Source organism: Cellulomonas sp. URHB0016, from assembly GCF_054057935.1.
Genome location: NZ_JBSRZU010000001.1, coordinates 1,819,658 through 1,842,889, shown reverse-complemented (window position 1 = coordinate 1,842,889; position 23,232 = coordinate 1,819,658). Strand labels below are relative to the sequence as shown.

Here is a 23,232-nt window from a genome sequence, read left to right as displayed (position 1 = left end):
AGAACTTCAACACCATCGAAATGTTCTCGAACGTTCTTGTAGCGTCGCTGCATGGATGTGCGCTCGCTGGACGTGCTGCGGACCGTCGGCTCGCAGGGCGGCGTGACGGCTGCGGCGCGCACGCTGCACCTCACGCCGTCGGCGGTGTCCCAGCAGGTCGCGGCGCTGCAGCGTGAGGTCGGCGTCCCGCTCACCGAGCGCGTCGGACGCGGGTTGCGGCTCACCGCCGCAGGTGAGGCGCTCGCGCATGCGGCGGTCGACGTCGCCGTCGCGCTCGAGCGGGCCCGCGCGGCCTGCGACGCCTTCCTCGAACGCCCGACCGGCACCGTGCGGGTGTCGTGGTTCCAGAGCGGCGCGCAGCTGCTCCTCCCGGGGCTGCTGACGCGGGTGGCGGCGCTCGACGGGGTCACCCTGGAGGCCGTCGACGCGGACGTCGCGCAGGACGACTTCGTGGCGCTCACCGACGACATCGACATCGTCGTCGCGCACCGCCCCGATCCGGGCGCGCCCTGGGCGCCACGCCGCGGCGTGGGCGCCGTCCGGGTGGTGCCGCTGCTGCGCGAGCCGCTCGACGTCGCCGTCCCCGTGGGCCACCCCGTCGCCGACCGGGAGTCGGTGCGACCGGCGGACCTCGTCGACGTCCCGTGGATCACCGTGCGCGAGGGATTCCCCGTCGCCGCGGTGCTCGACGCCATCGCCGGCCGGTCCGGGAGCGCGCCCCGGATCGTCCACCGGTTCAACGACTTCCACGTCATCGAGGCGCTCGTCGCGGCGGGTCACGGCGTGTCGCTGCTGCCCCGGTACACGTTCGGTGGCAGCCCTCGGGTGCGGCTGGTGCCCCTGGCCGAGGTCCGGGCGGGGCGCCGCGTCGACGCGCTGCTGCGCCCCGACCGCGCGGAGCGGCTCGTGGTGCGCCGCGTGCTCGACGAGCTCCGCACGCTCGCCGCCGGCATCGGAGGGGAAGGGGTGCCGCGCGGCGTGCTGGGCGAGGACCAGCGGGAGCGGGTGTCGGGCGGCGTGCTGGGCGAGGACGAGCGGGAGCGGGTGTCGGGCGGTGCGTTGGGCGAGGACCAGCGGGTGTCGGGCGGCGTGCTGGGCGAGGTGGAGCGGGAGCGGGTGTCGGGCGGTGTGCTGGGCGAGGACCAGCGGGTGTCGGGCGGCGTGCAGGGCGAGGCCTCGAGAGACCGGCTTCGGGACGGCGGGCCGGAGGGGAGCAGCGCGACGGCCAGTGGCTGACACCGTCGTGCGGCCGGACGGGAAGTGCCGACGGTCGCGGCGGTCGGTCGGGCTCGTGCGCCGCGCGGCGACGGCTCGGAGGCGGCGACGGGGTTCGACCAGCGGGCGAGATGTCACGGGCAACGACTTTCGTCCCGTTCGGGTGCACGGTACGGTCCTGGACGTGACCCAGCCGTCCGGAGCCCCGGAACCGCCTGCGCCCCCTTCGCGGGGGGCGTTCTCGCGGGACGCGTCGGCGCCGCTCGCGGCCCGGGTGCCGGCGGCTGCCCGGGTGCGGCTGCGGGTGAGGATCCCGCTCGAGGTGCTCGAGGCGACGCACGCAGGGCTTCAGGGCGTCGACGACCACCACCGACCACCTCCGTCCGACGAGCCCGCTCCGCCTCTGCCGATCTGACTGCCGCACGCCGAGCCGGCCGCCGGACGTCGAGCAGGACGCCGGTGCGGCTGCCGCACGCCGACCGGGCTGCCGCACGCCGACCGGGCTGCCGCACGCCGACCGGGCTGCCGCACGCCGACCGGGCTGCCGCACGTCGAGCCACCTACCGCGGTCAGTGCGGCCGCCGGAAGCCGACCCGGCTCCCGGAAGCCGGACAGGCTGGCGCGCCCCTCGCCGGCGCCGGCGTTGTCGTCCCGCGCACCTTCGCGGCAGCTCAGGGGACGAGCACGAGCTTTCCTCGGGCGTGCCCCGCCCGGCTGTCCCGGTGGGCGTCCGCGGCGTCCTCCAGCGGATAGGTGCGGGCGACGCGGACGTCGAGCGTCCCGTCGGCGGCGAGCTCGGCGAGCTGCGCCCGGGCCGCCTCGCGCACGGCGGTCCCCGGATCGCCACCAGGACCGCCGCCGAGTGCGCGGACACCGAGGTCGGCGGCGCGTCCGAAGCCGGCGATCGTCGCGATGCGCGACCTGTCGGCGACCAGGGCGACGGAGGTGTCGAGGGCCTCGTCCGACCCGACCGTGTCGATGGCCACCGTGAGCGGTCCCGTGTCCTGGGCGACGTCACGCAGACGGTCGACCAGTCCGTCGCCGTAGGCCACGGGGATCGCGCCGAGCTCGCGCAGGTCGTCGTGGGTCTCGGGCGAGGCCGTCGCGACGACGCGGGCGCCGCGCAGCACCGCGAGCTGGACGGCCATCCTGCCGACGGCGCCGGAGCCGCCGTGGACGAGCACGACGTCACCGTCGTGGGTGCCCGTCGCCGAGAGGGTGTGCACCGCCGTCGCGCCGGTGAGCAGCAGGCCCGACGCCGCCGCCCAGGTGAGGCTCGCCGGTCGTCGGCAGGTGACCTGCTCGGAGACCTCCAGCCGGTCCGCGTACCCGCCGGAGACGCGCCAAGCGATGACCTCGTCGCCCGGGGACAGCCAGCGGACCGACGGACCGACGGCGCTCACCACGCCCGCGATCTCGTAGCCGAGCCGCAGGGGGAGCCGCGAGGGGTCGTTGCCGGGGCCCTCGGAGTACTGCTTCCAGTCGATGGGGTTCACGGCCGCGGACCGGACCTCGACGATGACGTTGCCGGGTCCGGGCTCGCCCGCGTCGACCTCGATGGTGCGGAGGACCTCCGGTCCTCCGAATGCTGTCGCGACCACTGCCCTGCTGCGAAGTGCCACCGGCACAGACTGCACCGGTCACCCGTTCACCGCCAGAGTGTGCCGATTCTGTCCGTCAGCCTCACCCGTACGAGTGAACTCAGGCGACGGCCTCGGGGACGCGCTGGTGTCCCTCGACGGGTCCGAGCACCCGGTCGAGGTACGGGTTGGTGAACATGCCCTCGGGGTCGGCCTGGGTGCGCACCCGCTGGGCCTCGGTGAACCGCGGGTACACGAGCGCGAGCCGCTCGGCGTCGAGCCAGTGGAGCTTGCCCCAGTGCGGACGGCCCTCGACCTGCGCGACGATCCGCTCGACCGCCGAGAAGTAGCGCGTGAACGGCAGGCGCACGTACTGGTGCACGGCGACGTAGGCGGTCTCGCGGCCGTGGGCCGTGGAGAGCCACAGGTCGTCCGGGGCGGCGAAGCGGACCTCGACGGGGAAGGGCACCCGCTCGCCCGACGCCTCGATCCACCGGTCGATCTCGTGCAGCACGCCGACGAGCTCCGCGCGGGGAACGGCGTACTCCATCTCGCGGAACTTCACCCGGCGCGGCGAGACGAACACCTCGGCGGAGGGCGCCGTGTACCGGCGTGGGCTCAGGGCGCGGGCGCTCAGACCGTTGATGGTGGGGGTCGCCGGCGGCACGAGGGTGGCGATGCGGTTCGCCACCGAGAAGACGCCGTTGGACAGGAGCTCGTCATCGACCCATGAGCGCACCGGGTTCAGACGCTGCCGCACGTCGTCGTGGACGCGGTTGTTGCGCTTGGTCAGGGCCCGCCGGGTGTGCGGGAACCAGTAGAACTCGAAGTGGTCGTTGGCGTCGACGAGCTCGTCCAGGCCGTCGAGCACGTCCTCGAGCGCCCACGGCTCCTCGCGTGCCTCGAGCAGGAACGCGGGGACGACCTCCAGGGTCACGGCCGCGAGCAGGCCCACGCTGCCCAGTCCCAGGCGGGCGAGCTCGAAGAGCTCGGGGTGCTGGGTGGGCGAGACCTCGACGACGTCACCGGCTGCCGTGACGATCCGTGCGGCGACCACCTGGGTGGCCAGGCCGCCGAGCTGGGCGCCCGTGCCGTGCGTGCCGGTCGAGATGGCACCCGCGATCGACTGCTTGTCGATGTCGCCGAGGTTGCGCATGGCGAGGCCGTGCTCCGCGAGGAGGGCGTTGAGCGCGCCGAGCCGGATGCCGGCGCCGACCGTCACGTGGGTGGACCCGTCGGGCTGGGGCGCGACACGCTCGAGCGCGTGTACCGCGTCGAGGACCACCTGGACGCCGTCCGTGACCGCCGCGGGGGTGAAAGAGTGCCCGCCGCCGACCGCTCGGACCCGCAGACCGTCGATACCGGCGCGCCGCACGGTCGAGACCATGTCGTCCAGATTGCGCGGATATGCGACGCTTCGCGGTGTTGCGTGCGCGGTGCGGGCCCAGTTGTGCCACGGGGCGGTGGCGGGCTGTGGTCCCATGGAACCAGGGTCGTCCTGGTCGGTTGTCCAAGTCAAGTGTGCATGGTCCTTGACTATCGTCATGACTGCCAGTGAAATGTGGCGTGGGGATGGGCGGTCCCGCGCGCCGGCCGGTGTCGGCGGGGTCGTGACCACAGGGAGGGGACCGGCATGAATCGCTTGCCCGTGGCCGAGAGGCGCGAGCAGCTCATCGAGGCTGCGCTCGCAGTCGCGAGTCGCGACGGCATCGACGCCGCCACCGTCAGGGCCATCGCGGCCGAGGCGGGCGTGTCGCTGGGTGTCGTGCACTACTGCTTCCAGGACAAGGACGAGCTGCTGCGTGCGATGGCGCACGCCATCACGTCGCAGAATCTCGCGCGGAGTCTCGGCGACCTGCCCGAGCACGCGGACGTCGACACGGTCGTCGACGGGGTCATCGACGCCCTGTGGACGGGCATCAGCGAGTCCCGGGGACCTCAGCTGCTGTCGTACGAGCTGACCACGAGCTCGCTGCGGCACGCCGAGCTCAACCAGGTCGCCATCGAGCAGTACCGCGGGCAGTGGTCCGCCGCCGAGCAAGTGCTCGAGCTCATCGAGCGGACCGCGCAGATCGGCTGGAGGGTCCCGCGCTCGCAGGTCGCCCGAGCGATCGTCGCGGTGATCGACGGCTACTCGCTCGCGTGGCTCGTGGACGCCGACGGCGAGCAGGCACGCGCCGGCCTGCACGGGTTCGGCCAGTACCTGCGGACGCTGGCCGTGCCGGTCGCGCTCGAGCCCGACGAGGACCACGCCTCGGTCGGCGCGCCCGACGGCGCCACCGCGTGACGACGAACCCCTCGACGCACGTCCGCACGAGTGTCACCTCCGCGCAGCGACGCGCTCGGGTGGCGGCGTCGGCGGGCTTCGCGACGCAGGGGTTCGTGTTCGCGATGGTCCTCACGAGCCTCACCTCGTTCAAGGACCGGTACGGCATCGACGACCTCACCATCGCGGTCGTCATCCTCGGTGTCTGCGTCATGGCGGGCGTCGGGACGTTCGCCGCCGACCGGGTCGCCCGGACCGCCGGCGGCAGCCGGGCCGTGCTGACCACGGGCCTCGTGGTCGTCGCCGCGGCCGTCGTGGTCGTCTCGACCGCACCGGCGTTCGCAGTCCTCGCCCTCGGCTTCGCGGCGTACGGGGCCGGGCTCGGCATGGTCGACGCCGGGACCAACATGCAGGCCGTCGCCATCCAGCGGGACTACGGCCGGTCGCTGCTGACCGGGTTCTACGCCGCGTGGTCCGCCGGCGGCATCCTCGGCACGGTCGCGATCGCGGTGTCCACCGACCGGGTCTCGACCGACCCCGTCGCCGTGGTGCTGCTGTCGGGCAGCGTCGTCGCCGTGGCGGTGGCCGTGCTGGTGGCGGTCCGTGGCCGCCGGGACCAGGTGCCGCCGCGCGTCGAGGGCGTCGCCGTGGTGCCGCCGGTCGACGCCGCGCAGCCCGCCGTGGCGGAGGCGGCGCCCGGTGCACCGCACATCCCGTGGGGCCCGCTGCTCGTGCTGGGGCTGGCCGTCGTCGCGTACTACGTCAACGACCAGGCCATCTCGACGTGGAGCCCGATCTTCATGGACGAGGTGCTGCACACCACCGGCACCATCACGAAGGTCGGCTACGCCGCCTACCTCGCCATGACGCTCGTGTCGAGACTCGCAGGCGACCCGTGCGTGCGCCGCTGGGGCCGCGGTCGGGTGGTCAGGGTCGCCGCGTTCGTCGGCTCGGCCGGCCTCCTGCTGGTGCTCACCAGCCGTGCCCCCGAGCAGGCCGTCGCGGGCTTCGCGGTCGCGGGCGCCGGGCTGGGGCTCATCGCCCCGCTGTGCTTCTCCGCCGCCGAGTCGCTCGCGCCGGGGCACGCCGACGCCGTCATCGCCCGGCTCAACGGGTTCAACTACGTGGGGGCCGTGCTCGGCGGCGTGTTCGTGGGCGTGCTCGGCAGCGCGTCCAACCTGCGCTGGGGCTTCGCCGTCCCCGCGGTGCTCGTCCTCGCCGTCGCGGTGCTCGCCGGCCGGTTCGACACGCTGTACCCCGACCGGACGTCGACCGCAGCCGTCCCGGGGGAGCGGGCATGAGCCGCACCATCGGCGGCCGGCTCGACGAGGCGACACGCCACCTGCCGGCCCCGCTCGCCGTCGTGGACCTGGACGCGCTCGACGCGAATGCCGCCGACCTGGTCCGGCGTGCGCAGGGCGTCCCCGTGCGCGTCGCCAGCAAGTCGGTGCGCGTCCGGCACGTGCTCGACGAGGTGCTCGCACGGCCAGGGTTCGCGGGTGTCATGGCCTACTCCCTGCGGGAGGCGCTGTGGCTGGTCGGTGCGGGCGTCGACGACGTGCTCATGGGCTACCCCACCGTGGACACCGGGGCTCTCGACGAGCTCGCCGCCGATCCGCGTGCCGCCGCGGCCGTGACCCTCATGGTCGACGACGTCGCCCAGGTGGAGCTCGCCGGGCAGGCCGCCGCGGCCCACGGTGCGCGCATCCGGGTGTGCCTCGACATCGACGCCTCGCTGCGGCTGCGCCTGGGTCCGTTCGGGGCCCATCTCGGAGTCCGCCGGTCGCCGGTCCACAGCCCGGCGGACGCCGCGGCCCTGGCGCTGGCGGTCACCTGCCGGGACGGGCTCGAGGTCCGGGGTGTCATGTTCTACGAGGCGCAGGTGGCCGGGCTGCCCGACAGCAGCGCTGCGGTGCGTGCCGTGAAGCGGTTCTCGATCTCCGACCTCGCCACCCGCCGCCGGGCGGTCGTCGACGCCGTCCAGGACGCGGTCGGCCACCCGCTGCCCCTGGTCAACTCGGGCGGGTCCGGCTCCGTCGGGTCCAGCGTGTCCGACCCGACCGTCACCGAGGTCACCGCCGGCTCCGGCCTGTTCGTTCCGACCCTGTTCGACGGCTACCGCTCGTTCGAGCCCCGACCCGCCGCGTTCTTCGGCCTGGACGTGGTGCGGGTGCCCGCGCCCGGGTACGCCACCGCGTTCGGCGGCGGCTACGTCGCGTCCGGTCCGGCGGCCAGGACCAGGCTCCCGCGGCCGGTGTGGCCCGAGGGCCTCGCGCTGACCGGCCGCGAGGGTGCGGGCGAGGTGCAGACCCCGCTGCGGCTCGGAGCGGGCACCGACCTGCGGGTCGGTGACCGGGTGTGGTTCCGGCACGCGAAGGCCGGCGAGGTCATGGAACGGTTCGGGTCCGTCCACCTGGTCCGGGGCGATCACGTGGAGGCGACGGTGCCGACCTACCGCGGCGAGGGCCGCACCTTCGGCTGACGGCCGTCAGGGCGCGGGCGGGCCGGCTCGGTGCCTGTGCCGCGTGATCGTGCTGATCGTCGGGACGCCCGGCAGTGCTGGGATCCGTTCTTGAGGCGTGGTGCACGCGGTGGTCCCGGTAGCCTGTCGGCGTGACCCTCCGCCTGTTCGACTCCGCGACCCGCACGGTGCGCGACTTCGTCCCGCTCGTCGCGGGCGAGGTCGGTATCTACCTGTGCGGCGCGACCGTCCAGGCGCCCCCTCACATCGGCCACCTCCGGTCGGGGATCGCCTTCGACGTGCTCGTGCGCTGGCTGCGCCGCACGGGCCACCGGGTCACGCTCGTCCGCAACGTCACGGACATCGACGACAAGATCCTGCGCAAGGCCGACGAGGCCGGCGAGCCGTGGTGGGCGTGGGCGATGGCCAACGAGCGTGCGTTCACTGCCGCCTACGAGTCCCTCGGCGTGCTGCCCCCCTCCTACGAGCCGCGGGCGACCGGGCACATCCCCGCGATGGTCGACCTGATGGAACGGCTGATCTCCCGCGGCCACGCGTATGCCGCGGACACCGGCGACGTCTACTTCGACGTCCGGTCGTTCGGCGAGTACGGCGCGCTGACGAACCAGCGGGTCGACGACATGGTGCCCGCGCCGGACGAACCGCCCGAGGGCGACGACAAGCGGGACTCCCGCGACTTCGCCCTCTGGAAGGCCGTGAAGCCGTCCGAGCCGATCACCGCCTCCTGGGACACCCCGTTCGGCAGAGGGCGCCCGGGGTGGCACCTCGAGTGCTCCGCGATGGCGCACCGGTACCTGGGCGAGACGTTCGACATCCACGGCGGCGGCCTGGACCTGCGGTTCCCGCACCACGAGAACGAGCAGGCGCAGTCGCGCGCCGTCGGGTACGGGTTCGCGCAGTACTGGCTGCACAACGGCTGGGTCACGCAGGGCGGCGCCAAGATGAGCAAGTCGCTCGGCAACGGGCTGCTCGTCGACGTCGTGCTGCAGCAGGTGCGGCCGGCCGTGCTCCGGTACGCCATGACCGCCGTGCAGTACCGGTCGATGCTCGAGTGGACCGACGACACCCTCCGCGAGGCCGAGGCCACGTGGGACAGGCTCGCCGGGTTCGTCGAGCGGGCCGCCGAGAAGGTGGGGGCGGCGGACGACGACGAGGTCGCCAAGGCCGACCTGCCCGACGCGTTCGTGCACGCGATGGACGACGACCTCAACGTGCCTGCCGCCCTCGCGGTGGTCCACGAGCACCTGCGCAGCGGGAACTCGGCGCTCGCGTCGGGCGACCTGAGCACGGCGCGTGCCGACATGGTCGCGCTGCGCGCGATGCTGGACGTGCTGGGGCTCGACCCGGCCGGCCGGCAGTGGCGCGGCACCGGCGGTGACGCCCGGTACGCGCGTGCGCTGCACGCCGTCGTGGCCGGCGAGCTCGAGGCCCGGGCGCAGGCCCGGGCCGCCCGCGACTTCGCGACGTCCGACGCGATCCGGGACCGGCTCGCTGCCGCCGGCGTCGTCGTCGAGGACTCCCCGGCCGGCGCCCGCTGGTCGCTCGCCTCCCAGGGCCCCGAGCAGGGCTGACACCCACCACCAGGACCCCGGACCGCCAGGCGCGGTCCGACGACACAGGACGCACGGACCGCGGCACGCGGGTGCGTACCCACCAGACATTGGAGCAGTGATGGCCGGCAACTCCCAGCGCCGCGGCGCGACCCGCAAGGCGGGGTCGAAGAAGGGCGCGACCGCGGGGACGGGCGGCAAGAACCGCCGCTCGCTCGAGGGCCGGGGGCCGACCCCGAAGGCCGAGGACCGCGAGTACCACCCCGCCGCCAAGGCCAAGGCGGCGGCGGAGCGCCGGGCGGCGACGTCGCGCGGCACGTCCGGCCGTCCGTCGGCCTCCGCGTCGCGCAGCGCGGCCGGGTCGCGGGGTGGTCGCAAGAGTGCCACGCACGAGATCGTCTCGGGCCGCAACTCCGTGGTCGAGGCGCTGCGCGCCGGTATCCCGGTGTCCACGGTGTACATCGCGTCGAAGCTGGAGGCCGACGAGCGCACGCGGGAGATCATCAGCACCGCCGCCGACGCCCGGTACCCGCTGCTCGAGGTCAGCCGCGCGGAGCTCGACCGGCTCACCGACGGGTCCGTGCACCAGGGCGTCGCCATCCAGGTGCCGCCCTACGCCTACGCGGACGAGGACGACCTGCTCGACGCCGCGGAGGAGTCCGACCGCCCCGTCCTCGTCGTCGCGCTCGACGGCGTGACCGACCCGCGCAACCTTGGCGCCGTGCTGCGCTCCGCCGGGGCGTTCGGCGCCCACGGGGTGCTCGTGCCCGAGCGCCGGGCGGCGGGCGTGACCGCGTCGGCGTGGAAGGTGTCCGCCGGTGCGGCGGCCCGCGTGCCGGTCGCCCGCGTGACGAACCTCGTGCGGACCCTGCAGGCCTACAAGCAGGCCGGGGTGTTCGTGGTCGGGCTGGACGGCGACGGCGACACCGGGATCGGGGAGCTGCCGTTCGCGACCGACCCGCTCGTCCTCGTGGTCGGCTCGGAGGGCAAGGGGCTGTCCCGGCTGGTGCGCGAGCAGTGCGACGCGATCGCGTCCATCCCGATCGCGTCGGCCGTCGAGTCGCTCAACGCCGGGGTCGCCGCGGGCATCGCGTTGTACGAGGTGTCCCGCACGCGCGCGTCCTGACGATCGTCTCCGGCCGGCCCGTGCTGAGCCGACCGGCCCGTGCTGAACCGGCCGGCCCGTGCTGAACCGACCGGTCCTGCTGAGCCGACCGGTCCGTGCTGACGAGCGCGGAGCGGTCGGCGCGCACCGTCACCCGAGGAGCTGGTCGCCCTCCACGCGGGGCAGCGCCTCGGTGTCCCGCAGGTCACCGGCCTGGACGCCGAGGATGGACTGCTCGTCGGGCCGCTGGGGCAGGATGTGCTGCACGTAGCTCGTGACCGTCTCCTGCATCGGCACGTCGCGGTTCTGCTGCTGCGACAGGTACCACCGGTGGTCGAGGAGCTCGTGGAAGATCTGCGCCGGTTCGAGCTTCTTGCGCAGGTCCTTCGGCACACCGCGGACGGCGGGCTCGAACACCTCGGTCAGCCAGTCGTGGGCGACGAACGACTCGTCCTCGCGCTGCCGGTCGGTCGCGGCACGGTACTCGTCGAGGTCGTTCAGCAGGCGGCGGGCCTGGTTCTCCTGCACGTCGAGCCCGGTGAGCCGCATGAGCCGGCGCGAGTGGTGGCCGGCGTCGACGACCTTCGGCTGGATGAGCACGGTGGTGCCGCCCACGTCGGTGGTGATGTCGAGCTCGCCCACGTCGAAGCCGAGGTCGTTGAGCCGGTCGATGCGCGCCTGGACCCGCCACCGTTCGCCGTAGCCGAACGACTCCGTCTCCGTGAGCGCACGCCACAGGTCGCGGTACCGCTCGGCGAGCGCGTCGCCGATGGCGACCGCGTCGACGTCCTCCTCGAGGAACTCACCGGCCTGCAGGTCCATGAGCTCGCCGATGATGTTCACCCGCGCGACCTCGAGGTCGTAGTCACGCTGGCCGGGCGACAGCTTGTCGTGCAGGTCGCCCGTCTCGGCGTCCACGAGGTACGCGGCGAACGTCTCGGCGTCCCTGCGGAACAGGGTGTTGGAGAGCGACACGTCGCCCCAGTAGAACCCGGCGAGGTGCAGCCGGACGAGGAGCACCGCGAGGGCGTCGATCAGGCGGGTGGCCGTGTCGGGCCGCAGCGACTGGCTGAACAGCGCGCGGTAGGGCAACGAGAACTGCAGGTGCTCGGTGATGAGCACGGCCTCCAGGGGCTCGCCGTCCGGGTCGCGGCGACCCGTGATGACCCCGACGGGCTCCACGCTCGGCACGTCGAGCCGGGAGAGCTGGCGCAGGAGCTCGTACTCCCGGTACGCGACGGTCTCGCCGATCTCCTTGACCGCGATGACCCGGCCCGACATGCGTGCGAACCGCACGATGTGCCGCGAGATACCGCGGGGGAGCGCTGCCAGCGTCTCGGCAGGCCAGTCCTCCAGCGGGACGTGCCAGGGCAGGTCGAGCAGCGCCGGATCGGGCGAGGCGGCCGTGATCTGGAGCCGCTGCGGGTCGGTGCTCATGGGTCGATTCTCGCAGGCGATGCCCACACCGCTCGGGAGCGGGTCGCACGACGTGGGCCGGGTGCACCTTGGAGGGTTTCCACACGGTACGCCGAAGGGCGGGCCCGGTAGGAGAACCGGACCCGCCCTTCGGGCGATGCGTTCTGGTGAGGCAGGGGACGTCAGGCGTCGATGCGCACGCCGGAGCCCGCGTGGAACAGGTGCTGCTCGCCCACGCGGATCTTCACCCAGATCGTGTCGCCCTTGCCGGGGACCTGGCGGGGGTCGACGCGGACGATGACCTGGGCGTCGCCGGCGCCGGAGTGCACCGAGGAGGCCTGGCCGAACTCGTTGGTCAGCGAGCCGTAGACGAACGCGTCGGAGCCGAGCTCCTCGACGATGTTGACGATGACCGGGAACGCGTCGGCCGTGCCCTCGGGCACGACGTCGAGCGACTCCGGGCGGAAGCCGACCGTGATGTGGTTCTTGTCGGCGTCGGTGAGCGACGCGATGACGTTGCGCGGCACGGCGACCCGGGCACGGCCCAGGTTGGCGTAGCCCTCGAGCACCGGGAACGTACCGATGTTCATGGCGGGCGAGCCGATGAAGCCGGCGACGAACACGTTGGCCGGGGTGTCGTACATGTCGCGCGGCGTGCCGACCTGCTGGAGGAGACCGTCCTTGAGGACCGCGATGCGGTCGCCCATGGTGAGGGCCTCGGTCTGGTCGTGCGTGACGTAGACGGTGGTGACACCGAGACGACGCTGCAGCGACGCGATCTGCGTACGGGTCTGGACGCGGAGCTTGGCGTCGAGGTTCGACAGCGGCTCGTCCATGAGGAAGACCTGCGGCTGGCGCACGATGGCGCGGCCCATGGCGACACGCTGACGCTGGCCACCCGAGAGGGCCTTCGGCTTGCGGTCGAGGTACTGGGAGAGGTCGAGGATCTTGGCAGCCTCCTCGACGCGCTGACGGATCTCCGCCTTCGGCGTGCCGGCGATCTTGAGCGCGAAGCCCATGTTGTCGGCGACCGTCATGTGCGGGTACAGCGCGTAGTTCTGGAAGACCATCGCGATGTCGCGGTCCTTCGGCTGGACGTCCGTGACGTCCCGGTCGCCGATGAGGATGCGGCCTGCGTTGACGTCCTCGAGGCCCGCCAGCATGCGGAGCGAGGTCGACTTGCCACAGCCCGAGGGGCCGACGAGGACGAGGAACTCGCCGTCCTCGATGTGCAGGTTGAGCGCGTCCACTGCGGGGCGCTCCGTGCCCGGGTACACCCGGGTGGCGTTGTCGAACGTAACCGTAGCCATGGTTGCAGTTCCCTTCACCGGCAGGTACGTGCCGGACGATCCGTTGTGAAGAGTGTCAGAAATGTCTTCGCTGACACGGACCGAGGGCGGCGCAAGCCCTCGCCGGTCCGCCGTCATCATGCCACACAGGACCCGGCCCACCACCGTGAGGTCACCCGATCACCCAGGAGCTCTCACCGACGTCGAGGCGGAGCAGGCCGTGCCACGGGGCCAGGAACGGCGGGCCCGCCGACCCGCCGGCACGTGCCAGGTCGCCGACGTCCGACCTCCAGAGTGCGCGGCCGGTGCGGCGGTCGAGCGCGACGACGGTGAGGTTCGGGCCCGACGTCGCCAGGACCTGGTCGTCGTCGACCGTGACGGCGGTCGCAGCGGCGAACCGGACGTGCCATCGGAGGGTGCCATCGGCCGCGTCGTAGGCGCGGACCTCGTCCCCGCCCACGGTGTAGAGGGCGCCGTCGCGCACGGCCGCCGCTCCGACCGTCACGTCACGGTCGGTCCAGAGGTCGGCGCCGGTACGGGTGTCCCGCGCGACCAGCCCGCGGCCGCTCAGGTCGAGGGCGTACAGGTCGACGGACGGGGCGCTGCCGTCGTCCGGCTCCGTGGCGACCGGCAGGCCGTGCAGAGGCACCTCGGCGCGGTCGAGCAGGACCGTGTCCCGCGAGCCGTCGGTGTCGCCGTCGGTCACCAGGGCCGGGACGCCGTGACGGGTCACGTCGACCCAGCCCTGCCCCAGCTCGCGGTCGGCCAGCACCGTGCCGTCGGCCCGGACAACCCACCCGTGGCCGTGGTCGGTCAACGCGACCCATCCGTCCCCGCCGATGAGGTCTGCCGGTCGCGCGAGCGACCCGTCCGAGCCGTCGGGCAGCGGGACCCGTGGGGTTGTCGTCACCCACTCGGTGGCCCCCGTCGCGCCGTACGCGGTGAGGGTCCAGCCGACCGCCGAACCGTCGGAGTCGCCGTGCGCGAGCACCACGAGGTCGTCGACCGTGGTCCAGGGTGCGCCCAGCACGGGCCACGTCCCGACCGGCGCCCCGCTGGGGAGGTCGACCACGACGACCCGCGCACTCCCGGAGTCGTGGTTGCCGGCCACGCACGCGGCTCTTGTGGGGGTGCCGTCGGGGCCGTCGAGCTCGGCGCACCCCGCTCCGTCCGCGTCGAAGGGCGCGTCGACGGGGACCTGCCACAGCGGCGCCCCCGTCGCAGGGTCGAGGCCGACGACCTGGGCGCGCCCGTCGTCGCCTGGCGTCACGCCGACGAGCGTCGACCCGACCCGGACGGGCCCGGCGGCGGCCCCGGCCCCGGCGATGCGCCAGCGGACGGACAGGGAGCGTTCCGGCGCCGGGACCGGGTGCACGGCCCGCGGTCCCTCCTCGGCATGCTGCGCGCGCGCACCGACCGCGGCCTGCACCATGAGCAGGGCCACGAGGACGGCCACGGCGGCCGCGGCGATCCGACGCCACGACGGACGTCCGGCGTCCGTGCGGGCCGCTGGTGAGCCGGCGTCCGGAGCGCCGGTCTCGACGAGGTCGACGTCGTGCATCTCCATCCGCGCGACGCTAGCTCACCGGGCGGCCCGGCCGTCGGGCGTGGGCCGGCCCGGCAGCCGTCGGCCCGTCGCTCAGCCGAGCACCGCGACGGTGCCGTCGGTCAGCGTCACGTACAGGCGGGGCAAGCGGGGCGAGACGACGAGCTGCTGCCCGGACCAGGTCGCGCTGTCGGAGACCGTCGGGAGGACGTCGGTCCGCCACAGCAGCCGGCCGTCCGTCACCGAGTAGCCCTCGGCGCTCAGCCCCGGCCCTCGCGTCACGACGGCGCGCCCGTCGGTGGCGAGCTCGTCGACCGGGTGGTCGAGGTCGACCCCCCACAGGGACCGCCCGGTCGCGGCGTCGATCGCCCGCAGCCCGTCCGAGGTGCCGACGAACACGCGACCGTCCAGGAGCAGCGCCGACGTGGCCCGGACCGGCACCCGCCACACGCGGGTGCCGGTGCCACCGTCGCGCGCCTCGAGGTGCGTGATGCCGGCGGCCGACTGCGCGGCGAAGAGCACGAGGTCCGGTACCGAGCCGTCGTCGACCGAGAGCCACAGCGGCACCGTCGACGTCTGCACCCAGCTGCCGTCGTCGCGCAGGAGCGCGCTGCTCGCGCCCTGGTCGCCGTACGTGGACCGCACCAGCGCGCCGGACCGGGTGAGCTGCACCCAGGAGTCGTCGTCGAGCGGCACCGACCGGCGCAGGGTGCCGTCCGTGCCGAGCTCCCACGCATGGCGGTCGGCGACGAGCAGCACACGGTCGTCGCGCGCGTCGAGCGACGCGGCGCGCGAGCCGTCGTGCGGCCCGTCCCGCCGGCCGACGGCGCCGACCGGCGGGGTCGTGTAGGTCCAGGTCCGCCGGCCGGTCGCGCCGTCGGTGGCCGTGACCGTCCACCGCACCTGGCCGGCGTCGCCGGTCCAGTCGGTGCTGCCGTCGAGCCTGGCAGGGACCGCCGTGACGATGTCGCGGCCCGCGGCCGTCAGGCCCGCGCGGCCGGGCAGCGTGGTGGTGCGCACGAGCCGCCCGTCGGCGGGGTCGAGCACCCACACCGTCATGTCGGGGGTCACCGACGCCGTGCCCGGCTGCTGCGCGACGCACACCGCGAGGTCGCCGAGGGGCGAGCACGTCGTCCAGGTCTCGGGCGTGCCGCCGTCCGCCTGCATCAGGGGAGTGGCGAGGTGCACGGAGGTGGCCCACCGGTGCTCGCCCGTCGCCGGGTCGAGGCCCCACAGCTCCAGGGTGCCCGGGTCCGTCTCGGCGACGCCCACGAGCGTCCCGTCCACGACCGTGCCGCCCTGCAGCACCTGCCGCTCCGCGAGGTCGCCGCGCCAGCGGACCTCCAGACCGTCGTCCACCGGGCTCAGCACGCCCGGGACCCGGGCGAGCGCGCCCAGCCGCGTGCGCTCGCGCGCGTCGAGCGCCGTCTGCGTCCCGACGAGGACGACGGCGAGGCCCAGCCCGACGACCGCGAGGCGGCGGGCGTTCCTGCGCAGCCAGGGACGTCCGGGGGGCGCGGCCGACGGTGGCGCGGCTCCCGGTCCGAGGCCGTCGGGCTCGGCGAGCTCGACGGCCAGCATCCGGCCGGACATGCCGTCACCGTAACCCCGCAGGCGCCCCTGCTCAGCCGGTCAGGCGCCGAGCTCGTCGGCCAGGGCGCTGAGCGCCGCGACGAGGCCGTCAGGGTCCTCGACCCGGAACCGCGCCCGGGTGGTGCCTGCGCCGACCTTGACGGTCACGTCGCTCGCGCCGAGCGCGTCGAACGCGTGCTCGTCGGTCACGTCGTCGCCCGCGAACAGCACGACGGGCGCGCCCAGCTCGTCCCGGAGGGCGGTCATCGCCTCGCCCTTGCTCGCACGCAGGACGGAGATCTCGACGACATCCTTGCCGTGCAGCACCCCTGTGCCGAGCCGTCCGCCCAGCTCGACCGCCTCCGCCTCCGCGGGCTCGGCGACCTCCCGCGGGGCGAGCCGGGTGTGCACGACGACGGCCGTCGGCTTCGACTCGACCCACACGCCGTCGCGTCCCCGGGCGACCTGGGCGGCCGCCGCACCGAGCTCCGCGAGCCGGTCCGCCTGCTCGTCGGTGAGCTGCACGACGTCCCGGTCCAGCCCGAAGCGCGTGACCCGGGCCCGTTCGGCGCCGTGGCTGCCGACCAGGAACGTCCCCGGCGGGACCTCGGCGAGGGCGTGCAGCTGGCTCATCGCCCGCCCGGACACGAGGGCGAGCGCGACGCCGTCCATCGCGGCGAACCGGGCCAGCGCCGCGACGCCCCCAGGCAGGATGCGCGAGCGCGTCGGGTCGTCCTGCAACGGTGCCAGCGTGCCGTCGAAGTCCAGCGCGACGAGGAGCGGCCGCGCGGCACCGTCGGCAGCCACCTCGGCGAGGGCCGCCCGCAGCGCGTCGTCGCCGGCCGGCTCGTGCGCGGCCCCGTCGGAGTTCCCCCGCTCAGACATGGTCGGACCTGGACGGGACGGCCGTGAGCACCGCGAGGAACTCCTGGGACCAGGCCACCACGTCGTGCCCCAGGACCCGGCGACGCAGCCGGCGCATCCGTTTGCGGGCCTCCCGGGGGTCGATGTGCACGGCGTACGTGATGGCGTCCTTCATGCCGTCGATGTCGTGCGGGTTGACCAGGATCGCGCCGTTCAGCTCGTCCGCCGCACCCGTGAACTCGGACAGGACGAGCGCGCCCCGGTCGTCCGAGCGGGCCGCGACGTACTCCTTCGCGACGAGGTTCATGCCGTCGCGCAGGGCCGTCACCAGCATCACGTCCGCCGCGAGGTACAGGGCCGCCATCTCGTCCATCGGGTACGACTGGTGCAGGTACTGCACGGGCGCGTGGCCGACCTGCCCGTAGTCGCCGTTGATCCGGCCCACCAGGAGCTCGACGTCGTCGCGGAGCTGCTGGTAGGCGCCCACGTTCTCCCGGCTCGGGCTGGCGACCTGCACCAGGGTCGTGGTGCTCGGCGACAGCCGTCCCTCCTCCAGGAGCTCGCCGTACGCCTTGACCCGGTGCCGGATGCCCTTGGTGTAGTCGAGCCGGTCGACGCCGAGCAGGAGCACCTCCGGGTCGCCGAGCTCGTGCCGGATCTGCTCGGCCCGCTCCTGGACCGCCGGCGTGCGGGCCAGCTCGTCGAACGCGCCGGAGTCGATGGAGATCGGGAACGCCGCGGCGCGCACGTGCCGGTCCACCCGGCCGTCCTTCATCAGCGTGACGATCTGGCCGCGCGTCGTCTCGTCGGTGAGCCGCCGCACCACCCGCACGAAGTTGGAGGCATCCCCGGCGCGCTGGAACCCGACGAGGTCCGCGCCCAGCAGGCCCTCGACCACCTGCCGTCGCCACGGCAGCTGCGTGAAGATCTCCAGCGGGGGGAACGGGATGTGGTGGAAGTAGCCGATCCGCAGGTCGGGGCGCAGCTCCCGGAGGAAGCGGGGGACCAGCTGCAGCTGGTAGTCGTGCACCCACACGGTCGCGCCCTTGGCCGCCTGGTCCGCGGCGGCCTGCGCGAAGCGCCGGTTGACCCGCTGGTAGGCCTCCCACCACTGGCGGTGGAACTGCGGCGGCGCGATGACGTCGTGGTACAGCGGCCACAGCGTGTCGTTGGAGAAGCCCTCGTAGTACCGGGCCACGTCGTCCTCGCTGAGGGTGACCGGGACCAGCTGGGTGCCGTCGACCTCGAACGGGTCGAGCTCGAGGTCCGGGGCCCCGCCCCAGCCGACCCACGCCCCGTCGGCCTGGGCCATCACGGGGGCGAGCGCCGTCACGAGGCCGCCCGGCGAGCGGCTCCAGGTCGGCTCGCCGTCCTCCCCGAGGGCGACGTCCACGGGTAGTCGGTTGGCGACGACGAGCAGGTCGTAGCCGCCGGCGGCCACGTCAGAGCGCAACAGGATCAACTCCTCGAAGGGTGTGCACCGACCCTATCGAGGGGCCCTGACCTGCGCCGCCGGGCGGGCGCACGTCACACCGGGCCGGTCGTGGGCCCCGGCCGTCCGCGGCGGGCGCGCCGGTGTGCCGGGGTGCGTCGCCGTCCGGCGAGGGGCGCGCCGCCCGGCGGGTGAACCCGCGCGGCGCAGCCGCCGGCTCTGCGGCCGACGGCTAACGTGCGCTCATGGAGCGGATCGGTCTGACACCGGGATCGGAGATCGGTGGGTACACCATCGTCGCGCCGCTCGGCTCGGGCGGCATGGGGACGGTGTACCGCGCGGTCGACGGTGGCGGTACGCCGGTCGCGCTCAAGCTGCTGCACCCGCACGTCGGCACCGACGCCGCGGTCCGTGACCGCCTCCGCCGCGAGGTGCACGCCCTGCAGAAGCTCCACCACCCCGCGGTCGCCGCGATCCTCGACGCGGAGGCCGACTCCACGGAGGCGTTCCTCGTCACCGAGCTGGTCGCCGGGGACACCCTCGAGGAGCACGTGCGGGAGCGCGGCACGTTCGACCCCGACGACCTCCTCGAGCTCGCCGAGGGGCTGCGGGCGGCGCTCGAGGCCGTGCACGGTGCCGGGGTGGTGCACCGCGACCTCAAGCCGTCGAACGTGCTGGTCACCGACGACGGTCCCGTGCTCATCGACTTCGGCATCGCCCAGGCCGCCGACGACGCGCGGGTGACCTCGACGGGGCTCGTCATCGGGACCCCCGGCTACATCGCCCCGGAGCTGCTCGAGGGCCAGGACCCGTCGCCCGCGACCGACTTCTGGGGCTGGGCCGCCGTCCTCGTGTTCGCCGCCACCGGACGCGCGCCGTTCGGCAGCCGCCCGCTCGAGGCCGTGCTCGCCCGCGCGCGGGCCGGCGAGGTCGACGTGGCCGGTCTCGGGCCGCTCACCTCCGCCGCGCTGCAGGGGGCGCTCCGGGGCGACCCGTCCGGACGGACCGCACCCGACGACGTGGTGGCCGCGCTCACCGTGGTCGCCGCGGAGGGCGACCTCGCCCCCGACGTGGTGGCCACGACGGAGCTCGACGCGGGCGAGCCGGCCGGCAGCGCGGGCCTGGCTGCCGGCGCGGCCGCGGCTGCGGGGGCGCCCGCAGGCACCGGTGCGGGCGCCGGTGCGGGGACCGTCGCGCTTGCCGGGGCCGCAGCGGGCGTCGGGACCGCCACCCGGCCCGGGACGGCCGCAGCCCCGGCGTTCGACGGCTCGGCAGGCACGACGACGCTCGTCGCGCACGACGGCCTCACACGCACGTTCGACCCCGACGCGGTCCCCGGACCGGCCGGGCCGCACGAGCCGGCGCCGGGCCCGTGGACCGAGGACGACCTCGACGACGGCGGTGCCGAGCAGGAGTACGACCCCGAGGGCGTCGACTGGATCCAGGACGACCTCGACGCCTCCGAGGTGCACCAGCCCGAAGGCTCCGGCTACGTCCGGCCTCCGGCACGGCGCCGGTGGGGCACCCTGCTCGCCCTGGCGCTGCTCGTGCTGCTCGCCGGCAGCCTCTATCCGGGGATCACGGTGGTCCTGGTGGGTGTGCTGGTCCTGCTGGAGCGGACCTTCGGCTGGGCCGTCGAGTCGATGCACAGCCGTCGCGAGCGTGCCGGCGTGCGCCGTTCCGACGTGCCGGTGACCCTGGCGGCGACGCCGTGGCATCTGCTCCGGTCCGCCGTCGGCCTGGTCCCATCTCTCCTCGTCGCCGGGAGCGTCGTGGTGATCGTCGTCGGGATGCTGTGGTGGCTGCTGGACTCGGAGCGGTGGACGATCGACGGCGCGGCGTCCGGCGAGGTGCCGCACGGCGTGTCGGCGGCCCTCGTGGTCGGGGGGCTGGTGCTGCTCGGCACGCTGCTGGTGTGGTTCGGGCCGCTGTCGGGGATGACGCGGACGGGGGCCAGGCGGGCGCTCGCGGTCGTGGCGCCCGGACGGCGGGGGGCGCTCGTTGCGGTCGTGGTCGTGCTGATCGCCTGCACGGTCCTGTTCGTCCTGCTGCGCCAGGGCCAGCCGATCCTCTGGACGCCGCTGCCCACACCGACGATGCCCTGACCTGGCCCTCCGGCCGCCCGGCAAGGCGGCGTCGGGACCTGGCCCGGGAGCACAGCCTGTGGCCCTACCCTGAGCGCATGCGCACGCGACGGGGCCTGGTGGCGACCGGGCTCCCGCGCGCCATCGGCAGGGTCCCGCACCCCGTCCTCACCGCTCTGGCGGTCGCGCTCGGCCCGGTGGCCGGGCTGGCGGTCGCGGCGCAGGGCCGGGTGCTCCTGCACCAGTGCCTGCCCGCCGGCGGGATCGGCCCGTGGGGCGTCGGCCTGACCGTGCTGCGCGACGCGTCGGAGTGCCCCGAGGGCAGCTATGCGCTGGGTGCCGCCGCGAGCGGTGCGGTGGTGCTGCTCAGCGTCGCCGTCCCGCTGCTGGTGGCCCACGTGGTCGCCGCTGCGCTGGGCGTGGGCCTGTCCGCCGCGGTGCGGGGTGCGGTGCGCGCGATCCCCGCGTTCCTGCGGACCCTCGTCCGCGGTGCCGTCGAGGCACCGGCAGCCGTGGCGGTGCGGCTCGCCCCTGCAGCGGTCGCCGGTGCTCCGGTCCGGCCGCACGCCGCGCTCCTCGTGCTCCACCTCCCGGTGCGGGGTCCTCCGGCCGTCGTGTGACCTCACCACGACAGCCCACCGCACGGACCGCACCGACCAGGAGAACGTCATGCCCACGAACGACCCCCGTCCCACCAAGTCAGAGCGTCGCGACGAAGCCCGCGCCAAGGCGCTCGCGATGCGCAAGGAGCAGGAGCGCAAGGCGAAGCGCAACCGGCTGATCGCGATCATCGGCCTCAGCGTCGCCGTGGTCGCGCTCGTCGCCGTCGCCTTCTTCATCATCAAGCAGGACCGCGACACCGCTGCCGCGAACTCGACGGTCGCGTACGGCAACGGAGGCGACAACGTGAAGCCGCCGTCGCTCGACGACGTCACCGGTCCCGCCCCCGCCAACGACAGCGGTGCGATCCCCGTCGGCAAGGACGGGGTCGGCAAGGCCGGCGACGACGACGTGCTCGTGAAGGTCTACTTCGACTTCATGTGCCCGTACTGCGGACAGTTCGACCAGGTGAACCACCAGGCGCTCGACGACATCGTCGCCGGCGGCGGCGTGACCGTCGACTACCACCCGCTGGCGTTCCTCGACCACGCGTCGCAGGGCACGTTCTACTCGACGAGGGCCGCCAACGCGGCCGCCGTCGTGGCCGACCAGGACCCCGAGCACTTCTCCGCGTTCGTCACCGCGCTGTACGCCAACCAGCCGGCGGAGAACAGCAAGGGCCTGACCGACGACAAGATCAAGGAGATCGCTACCGACGCCGGCGTGCCCGCCGACGTCGCCGCGACGTTCACCGACACGGTCGACGGCACCTTCGAGACGTCGGGCGGCGGCAGCGAGGACGGCACCTGGCGGACGTTCGCACCGTGGGTCGCCGCGACCACGAACAAGGCGACGACCGACCTGCCGAAGCTCTCGACGCCGACGATCCTCATCGACGACGAGCCGTTCGAGGACTGGACGACGGAGGGCGCACTCCAGGCCGCCGTCGAGACCGCCAAGGCCGCGAAGACCGCGAAGGGCTGACCTCCCGGCCGAGGGGTGGCCGGTCGGGCCACCCCTCGGTCGTGACGGACGTCAGGGGAGCACGTAGTACGCGATGCCCTCGTAGTTCCAGTCGTGGTCGACGGTGCGCAGGTGCTCGGACTCCATCGGGTCGGCGGTGTAGAAGTGCTTGCCGAACCGGGGGCTCCAGAACCGGTAGAGCGGGATCGACGCCAGCGTCTTCTCGGCGTAGGCGCAGTAGGCGACGCCCTCGTAGCTCCACCTGCGGTCGTGGGCGATCAGCGAGTCCTTCTCGGCCTCGTTCTGGGTGTAGAAGTGCGACTGGACCACGGGCGACCAGAACCGGTGGACGGGCCGGCCCTCGGGGCAGGTGGAGCCGGCCTTGGCGATCGCGTTGAAGGCGGGTCCCTCGAAGTGCCAGCTCCCGCGACTCTCCATGAGCCCCGACGCCTCTGCCTCGTCCGTCGTGAAGAAGTGGGCGTTCGCGAGGTCCGGGCTGTAGAACCGGTAGACGGCGACCTGGGGATTCGTCGTCGGTGCGATGTCGGGTCCCGCGTCCATCGGTGCGGGGTAGAACTGGCGCGTAGGCCGGAGCTCGGGCGCCGGCGCCCAGTCGGCGAAGGGCCAGGAGCCCTCCGGAACGGGAACGAGGAGCTCCACGAAGAAGGCGGCCTCGGCCGGCGAGCCGATGCAGCTCGCGGGGACCGTCACGGTGATCGTGTTGACACCGACCGTGTGGTCCGCCGGGCACGTGGGCGTGGTGGGGTGGTCGTTTCCGGTGACCTGCCAGGTGCCGGAGTCGTTCGTCAGCTGGTAGGACTCGCTGTGGCCGCGGTTCGTCTCGATGCCGATCCACGCGTGCGGGTCGGCGGCGAGCGGGTCTGCCGCCGTGGCGCGGGTCCAGATCGTCACCGTGAGGCTGGTCGCGGTGAGCGTCGCGCGGTACGACGTGATGTCGTAGGCCGGCGGCACGTCCGGCTCGCCGATCGAGTCCCCGTAGGTGTTGGTGTCGGCGGCGGCCGGCGCAGTCGCCGCCAGTCCGAGCCCTGCGGCGAGCGCGAGCACGGTCAGCGCAGCCTGCGCGGGGGATCGGCCGAACCTGCGGGAAGCCGAGCGTGCCATGAAGGTGGTCCTGTCGGTCGTGGAGCGTGGGAGCGCAACGCTAGGACCTCGGACTCTGCCGTGTCCGGGAAACGGTGGACGGGGTCCTGGCGTCGACCACGTGACCGCTCGACCACCGGGTGGACACGGCGCGCGCCTGCGTTCGG

Annotated in this window: 19 protein-coding genes; 10 read left to right on the top strand and 9 right to left on the bottom strand. The window is 74.0% G+C overall.

Translation table 11 applies throughout. The features are described from left to right. Window positions 1-51 precede the first annotated feature (51 nt). On the top strand, window positions 52-1,236 hold the full coding sequence (locus ACVW07_RS08585) for a LysR family transcriptional regulator (RefSeq protein WP_456818831.1): 1,185 nt from the start codon (window positions 52-54) through the stop codon (window positions 1,234-1,236). A 163-nt stretch (window positions 1,237-1,399) separates the two neighbouring features. After that, complete coding sequence (locus ACVW07_RS08580) at window positions 1,400-1,630, top strand: hypothetical protein (protein ID WP_456818830.1); 231 nt, start codon at window positions 1,400-1,402, stop codon at window positions 1,628-1,630. A 256-nt stretch (window positions 1,631-1,886) separates the two neighbouring features. Here ACVW07_RS08580 and ACVW07_RS08575 read toward each other — a convergent pair whose 3' ends face one another. Both ACVW07_RS08575 and ACVW07_RS08570 read right to left on the bottom strand, forming a co-directional pair. Further along, window positions 1,887-2,837, bottom strand: a complete 951-nt coding sequence (locus ACVW07_RS08575) for an NADP-dependent oxidoreductase (RefSeq protein ID WP_456818829.1) — start codon at window positions 2,835-2,837, stop codon at window positions 1,887-1,889. Between the two features lie 79 nt (window positions 2,838-2,916). Next, on the bottom strand, window positions 2,917-4,278 hold the full coding sequence (locus ACVW07_RS08570; RefSeq protein WP_456818828.1) for a D-arabinono-1,4-lactone oxidase: 1,362 nt from the start codon (window positions 4,276-4,278) through the stop codon (window positions 2,917-2,919). Window positions 4,279-4,428: 150 nt separating this feature from the next. Here ACVW07_RS08570 and ACVW07_RS08565 point away from each other — a divergent pair, with 150 nt between their 5' ends. The 5 genes from ACVW07_RS08565 to rlmB all read left to right on the top strand — a co-directional run bounded on the left by ACVW07_RS08565 (window position 4,429) and on the right by rlmB (window position 10,219). Continuing rightward, complete coding sequence (locus ACVW07_RS08565) at window positions 4,429-5,082, top strand: TetR/AcrR family transcriptional regulator (protein WP_456818827.1); 654 nt, start codon at window positions 4,429-4,431, stop codon at window positions 5,080-5,082. After that, window positions 5,079-6,362, top strand: a complete 1,284-nt coding sequence (locus ACVW07_RS08560; protein WP_456818826.1) for an MFS transporter — start codon at window positions 5,079-5,081, stop codon at window positions 6,360-6,362. Before ACVW07_RS08565 ends, ACVW07_RS08560 begins: the two co-directional genes overlap by 4 nt. Further along, window positions 6,359-7,543, top strand: a complete 1,185-nt coding sequence (locus ACVW07_RS08555; protein ID WP_456818825.1) for an alanine racemase — start codon at window positions 6,359-6,361, stop codon at window positions 7,541-7,543. The genes ACVW07_RS08560 and ACVW07_RS08555 overlap by 4 nt, the downstream gene beginning before the upstream one ends. Window positions 7,544-7,674: 131 nt before the next feature. Beyond that, window positions 7,675-9,114: a cysteine--tRNA ligase gene (gene cysS / locus ACVW07_RS08550; RefSeq protein WP_456818824.1), complete on the top strand. Its 1,440-nt coding sequence runs from the start codon at window positions 7,675-7,677 to the stop codon at window positions 9,112-9,114. A gap of 100 nt (window positions 9,115-9,214) precedes the next feature. Beyond that, window positions 9,215-10,219: a 23S rRNA (guanosine(2251)-2'-O)-methyltransferase RlmB gene (rlmB, locus tag ACVW07_RS08545; protein ID WP_456818823.1), complete on the top strand. Its 1,005-nt coding sequence runs from the start codon at window positions 9,215-9,217 to the stop codon at window positions 10,217-10,219. Between the two features lie 129 nt (window positions 10,220-10,348). Here the strand turns inward: rlmB and ACVW07_RS08540 are convergent, their stop codons facing one another. From ACVW07_RS08540 to ACVW07_RS08515, 6 genes are all read right to left on the bottom strand, one after another. Continuing rightward, window positions 10,349-11,635: a DUF4032 domain-containing protein gene (locus ACVW07_RS08540; RefSeq protein ID WP_456818822.1), complete on the bottom strand. Its 1,287-nt coding sequence runs from the start codon at window positions 11,633-11,635 to the stop codon at window positions 10,349-10,351. A 161-nt stretch (window positions 11,636-11,796) separates the two neighbouring features. Then, complete coding sequence (locus ACVW07_RS08535) at window positions 11,797-12,924, bottom strand: ABC transporter ATP-binding protein (RefSeq protein WP_456818821.1); 1,128 nt, start codon at window positions 12,922-12,924, stop codon at window positions 11,797-11,799. Window positions 12,925-13,075: 151 nt separating this feature from the next. Beyond that, window positions 13,076-14,470, bottom strand: coding sequence for an outer membrane protein assembly factor BamB family protein (locus ACVW07_RS08530; protein ID WP_456818820.1), 1,395 nt, complete (start codon window positions 14,468-14,470; stop codon window positions 13,076-13,078). Window positions 14,471-14,542: 72 nt separating this feature from the next. Then, a complete protein-coding gene (locus tag ACVW07_RS08525) occupies window positions 14,543-16,042 on the bottom strand; it encodes a hypothetical protein (protein ID WP_456818819.1) in 1,500 nt (499 codons plus the stop codon). Between the two features lie 39 nt (window positions 16,043-16,081). After that, complete coding sequence (otsB, locus tag ACVW07_RS08520) at window positions 16,082-16,906, bottom strand: trehalose-phosphatase (RefSeq protein WP_456818818.1); 825 nt, start codon at window positions 16,904-16,906, stop codon at window positions 16,082-16,084. Beyond that, entirely contained in the window at window positions 16,899-18,338 is a 1,440-nt protein-coding gene (locus ACVW07_RS08515; protein ID WP_456818817.1) for an alpha,alpha-trehalose-phosphate synthase (UDP-forming), read from the bottom strand. Before ACVW07_RS08515 ends, otsB begins: the two co-directional genes overlap by 8 nt. Before the next feature lie 224 nt (window positions 18,339-18,562). Between ACVW07_RS08515 and ACVW07_RS08510 the strand changes: the two genes are divergently transcribed. The 3 genes from ACVW07_RS08510 (at window position 18,563) to ACVW07_RS08500 (ending at window position 21,985) form a co-directional block, all read left to right on the top strand. Continuing rightward, window positions 18,563-20,422, top strand: a complete 1,860-nt coding sequence (locus tag ACVW07_RS08510; RefSeq protein ID WP_456818816.1) for a serine/threonine-protein kinase — start codon at window positions 18,563-18,565, stop codon at window positions 20,420-20,422. 77 nt (window positions 20,423-20,499) lie between these two features. After that, window positions 20,500-21,021 (top strand): hypothetical protein, encoded by a 522-nt coding sequence (locus ACVW07_RS08505; RefSeq protein ID WP_456818815.1) that lies wholly within the window; start codon window positions 20,500-20,502, stop codon window positions 21,019-21,021. Window positions 21,022-21,070: 49 nt separating this feature from the next. Further along, window positions 21,071-21,985, top strand: coding sequence for a DsbA family protein (locus ACVW07_RS08500; RefSeq protein ID WP_456818814.1), 915 nt, complete (start codon window positions 21,071-21,073; stop codon window positions 21,983-21,985). Window positions 21,986-22,036: 51 nt separating this feature from the next. Here ACVW07_RS08500 and ACVW07_RS08495 read toward each other — a convergent pair whose 3' ends face one another. Continuing rightward, on the bottom strand, window positions 22,037-23,086 hold the full coding sequence (locus ACVW07_RS08495) for a hypothetical protein (RefSeq protein WP_456818813.1): 1,050 nt from the start codon (window positions 23,084-23,086) through the stop codon (window positions 22,037-22,039). Window positions 23,087-23,232: the final 146 nt, after the last annotated feature.